The sequence below is a fragment of the Bacillus sp. C30 genome (assembly GCF_040838255.1).
GTDB classification, from domain to species: Bacteria; Bacillota; Bacilli; order Bacillales; family Bacillaceae_G; genus Bacillus_A; species Bacillus_A mycoides.
This window is the reverse complement of record NZ_JBFPJH010000242.1, coordinates 1-5062: the sequence shown is the minus strand read 5'-3', so window position 1 is coordinate 5062 and position 5062 is coordinate 1. Positions and strand designations below refer to the sequence as shown.

Genomic DNA, 5062 nt, shown 5'->3' with positions numbered 1-5062 from the left:
CTTGATACGTTACATGAGGAAGAATAGAACCGTTCCAATCTCCATTTTTATAGAAGGTATTGATTTTATTGATGATCGGTTGCAGGATTGCACTAATCTCCGCACGTTCTTGATCGAATGCTTTTTTCCATTTTCCTTCTTTGCGTTGTACTTTTTTGATTTCTTGTGCTGTTAGAGGGCGATCTTCTCTAATTTCCATATTGCTGACTGTTGCCAGCCCATTTGGAATACGAAGACCAAATTCAATTCCAGGGTTTAGTACAGGATGAAGTGTCCCCACATCGATACTATAACTAAAAAAATGAGAATCTGGTTTACTACCATCACAAGATGGACACTGGCATGGACTTGGTTTGCAACAATTTGGATCCGTATCAGAAGAAATTGGTAATGCGTCTCCATATGGAACATTCAGTATCTTGTCGATTTCTTTCCCATAGCGAGAGACAACAATATTTAACCCTTTACTTTGACCAATAAAACCAGTAACCATGTAACGTGTATTCGGTTTTAACTTGGATTCATCTACTTTTTGATACGCATAGGACGGGGATTTAGTAGAAGATGGTAAGAATAAATGATTCCCCTGAAATAAATCATTACCAGAAATTCTTTTCACATTACGGCCGAGTAACCATTCATCAAGCGTCTCAAAATTTCCACCTACAAGCAAATTACGAACCTTGCTTAATTTTTTTGCTTTGTTAACAAGTTTACGTAATACTTTTTTCTCTATACCAAATACTTTATCTGATAATGCACTTACCTTCATCACTACTTGATCAATCCGGTAGTCTGTGACAGTTGCAGCCAGTTCTATTTGTGAAGAAGAGGCAAATAAGTTGTTGACTTGTGTTGTAATGTTTTCTAAATCCGCTTGACTGGCAAAGGATTGTTGGTTAGAAAGAATGTACCCACCAGGAAAATTCCATTTCCCAGAACTACAATTTGCTCCTGCGGATATCGCATCAAATTTCCCTATAAATCCGTTTCCATTGTCGACAGATTGACCATCAGCATAGCCATTGTTGAGAAAAAAATAATATTTTTCGCCAGAGCTGAGTGGCTGTAGGTGCGCTTCTAATGCAGTTTGGCCGTTTGGGATTTCCCAAATATTTACCATATCTCGGTCCCCACTGCATGAGAATTCTTCCGCCGGAAGGATGGTAGCGCCGTCCGGAATAGGATGATCAATAGGAGCATCCTGAATCATAATGTACCCACCAGGAAAATTCCATTTCCCAGAACTACAATTTGCTCCTGCGGATATCGCATCAAATTTCCCTATAAATCCGTTTCCATTGTCGACAGATTGACCATCAGCATAGCCATTGTTGAGAAAAAAATAATATTTTTCGCCAGAGCTGAGTGGCTGTAGGTGCGCTTCTAATGCAGTTTGGCCGTTTGGGATTTCCCAAATATTTACCATATCTCGGTCCCCACTGCATGAGAATTCTTCCGCCGGAAGGATGGTAGCGCCGTCCGGAATAGGATGATCAATAGGAGCATCCTGAATCATAATGTACCCACCAGGAAAAGCCCATTTCTCAGAACTACCATATATACAATTTGCTGATACGACTATCTCATCAAATTTCCCTATAAATCCGTTTCCATTGTCGACAGACTGACCATCAGCATAGCCATTGTTGAGAAAGAAAAAATATTGTTTGCCAGAGCTGAGTGGACGTAGGTGCGCTTCTAATGCAATTGGGCCGCCCGAACTTCCCCAAACTTCATCCGGGCATGACATTATTTTCGCCGGAAGGATGGTAGCGCCGTCCGGAATAGGATGATCCATAGGAGCATCCTGAATCATAATGTACCCACCAGGAAAATTCCATTTCTCAGAACTGCTACAATTTGCTGATACGACTATCTCATCAAATTCCCCTATAAATCCATTTCCACTTTCGACAGACTGACCATCAGCATATTCATTGTTGAGAAAAAAATAATATTGTTTGCCAGAGCTGAGTGGACGTAGGTGCGCTTCTAATGCAATTGGGCCGCCCGAACTTCCCCAAACTTGCACATCCGGGCATGAAATTGTTTTCGCCGGAAGGATGGTAGCGCCGTCCGGAATAGGGAGATCAATAGGAACAAATTCAATGCGATCTAAAAAGATATCTTCAGTACCTAGATTATCAACTTGTATGCGGTGGGTTCCGTCAGGGAATCTTACATATTCTTTTACTGTTTGCACTACGTAGTTTCCATTTTCACCCATAACAAAATTTAGACCACCTGGTTGCGTCTGTGGAAGTTTAATGGTGTCGTAACTCAATCCTACTAATTGAAACGATATATTACCATCGGATGAGGCATTGGGTAGTAGTGCATACCGTAAACGAATGGTATATTTATAATCGACTAAATTTTGGATATCTAGACGAACAAAGCCGTGAGGTGAAAGTTTTATACAATTCGCACCAGTTACAGATTCGAATACCAATGTACCATTTAACACAGTCCCGCCAAGGGGGTCCAGAGCTTTTTCAGCTGGAAATCCTTTGATGAGTAAACCTGAATCATCTGTGTCTCCAATGATATTTGTTGAAGGTGTGATCGGTTTACTTACACCTATACCGGCATTGAATGGATTATTCACAATCCAACCGTTGTAGTAGTTATCATTAGTCGGTCCATTTGCAAATGCATTAGGATATAGATCTACAATTGTATGCAGTCGAGGCGCTGTCATTCCAGAGTTATTATATTGAGATTGAGGTATGAGCGACAGACCGTCATCAGTAATCGCAACGCCAGGGTCATCATAACTAAATGTCACCGAATCGTGAAATATGCTTGACGGGGGAAGGGGGGAGATTTTCTTATTATCTTTGATTTTAGCATCAGTAGCTGGGTAACCATAAGTTAGTGTTTGCCCGTTACGGTACGTTGTTGTGATTTTAGTTGGTTCCAGGCTGAGTTGTGTTCTTTCTCCTTCCCTTTCCATTTTTATTATCTCTTCATTTGACAATACGTTTACTGCCCCATTCTTATACGCTTTCCAATTTGAGAAATCAATGGGCTGTTTAGAGATATTTGCATAAGGGCCAGGGTGTGCATCATCTGCCGTATGATTTACGGAAATGGGAACTAGCATTTGTCGTGTTAATTCGAAATCGATAGTATTTTGAGTGGGTGGGTAAACATCTGGATCGAATGTAGGAAATAGTCTTGCAACGTCCAAGCAAATTGTGTTCATGCCTGCAATCAAATTTAGCACTTTCTGTAACTTATCTGGATCAGATGGAAACGGTCCACCTGGAGTATAGCCATAGTTGCTAAGCGTATTATGAAAAACCTGCTTAACAGTGTTTGTATACAGTTGAATGTTCCGTCTTAGCTGGTTTTTGTACAATCCAATAGCCTGACTATCATACTTTGTAGGATCCCATGTAGGTCCATGGAGAATGATGTCTCGATAGAACATAAGGTGCAGGGAGGCTAATATACAATAAGACGGTAGTCCTATCATTGCATGACGGGCATTATAATCAGCCGTCTTTGAAGGATTAGCTACATCGGCAAAATAAGGTAATTGAGTTGTAAAAGCGGTGTCTAACTTCCCTATCTTCTCCTGTAACACTGCTAGTGCACCGGGAGAAGCCTTCTGAAATCCTCCTGCGTTATCTATATCCTCTTGGACATTTTTATACTCGGCAAGAGCGTTTTGCATACCTGTTATTACTTTATCTAGAAAATCTTTGTCATCCTGTAGTAGAGCTTCCGAGATCATCTCTTCAATTTTCGGTTTGAGGGCCTCAAAAATAGATGCTGGAGTAAGTGCTGGTGGCTTTTTCTTTCCTACATTTAAGATTGAAAAAACTAGGCCAACAAAGGGAGTTAGCATCCCAATTGGAGCATAGATTGCTGAAGCAACTTTTAATGAAAAAGTTACATACGTTTGATAATCCTTTTTTTCGTTTATCAGGAGGTCGAATACGTTTGAAATAAAATCACCGTACGTTTTAGCGCCCGCAGCCATTTTTAGACCATCCGATAGACTATCATACCAGGCTTTATCGGCTGGAGTAGAGTCCTCCTTAGTTAGGGGATGATCTTTTCCATCGGAATCTACATCTAGTTGGTTTGCATAAAAATATTTCGACGATAGTGTGTTGTAAGGAATCGGATAAAGCTCATTTAAAGTTGCCATTTACATTTCTCCTTTTTAAGGTAAGATTTGTCATATGAAAATAGTGTATGCGAAAATTTGGGTTGTGAAACCATAAAATTCCGAAATACAAAAAGTAGATGTAAATATGAATCTGTTCTTTCAAACAACACAGGGACTTCTTGGCATATGAATCAAATTTGAAGTCCAAACAAATGAAAAGAGCCTTCATCCGGAAGACGCCCTTGAAATCTCATATCACTTATAAAGGAGCAATATTAATATATACTTAAGGCTGACGTGTGTGGCCAAAAACGAAGAGAACCTATTCCTTTCCTGGGGAAAGAATCCCTCTTTTTTATGGTGTTTTCTCTATTGTTAATTTTAGTGTATGTGACCAAAATAAAAGTACTAAATAGAAGAAGCAAGTACTACTTTCTCTTGAATTACGGGAATTATACTTCCGCATTCAAATCTTGGCATAACGAACCATAGCAATCCAGGGAATCTAAGTTCCGGCTTTCAATTCTCATGTTCAATAATAAACAATAGAGGATTCAATCTTCGAATTTACATGTTTTCAAGTAGAATGCATACAAAATTTTATGAATAAACAAGCAGTGAATTTATAAACACTGTATGTATTGGATTCATCACATAAATGCTGGATCAAAGTAATACTTGTTCATCAAGTTATTCACAATACCGTTGAAATACGCAAACTTCCCCTTAGCCATTTTTGCACCAGACTTAACTTTCATTACAAACTCTTTAATAGCCTGCAAACCAATTGTAAGCTCTTGGTCTTTATTGAATGCTGTATCACCCGTTGAATGATTGATAACTCTATTACACTGCCTTACAACCTTCCACAGTTCTTGAACTGTTTTTGATTCAGAGTAAAAAGAGCTAGTTAAAGAAACAAAACGTTCTGGTACC

At 39.3% G+C, this 5062-nt stretch carries 1 protein-coding gene and 1 pseudogene; both read right to left on the bottom strand.

From position 1 onward, the window contains the following. Nucleotides 1-3745: delta endotoxin C-terminal domain-containing protein (locus tag AB3X49_RS17440; protein ID WP_367963653.1), on the bottom strand; the 3745-nt coding region annotated here is incomplete at its 3' end. Between the two features lie 1031 nt (nucleotides 3746-4776). Then, nucleotides 4777-5062, bottom strand: a pseudogene (locus tag AB3X49_RS17435) (helix-turn-helix domain-containing protein); the annotation flags it as partial.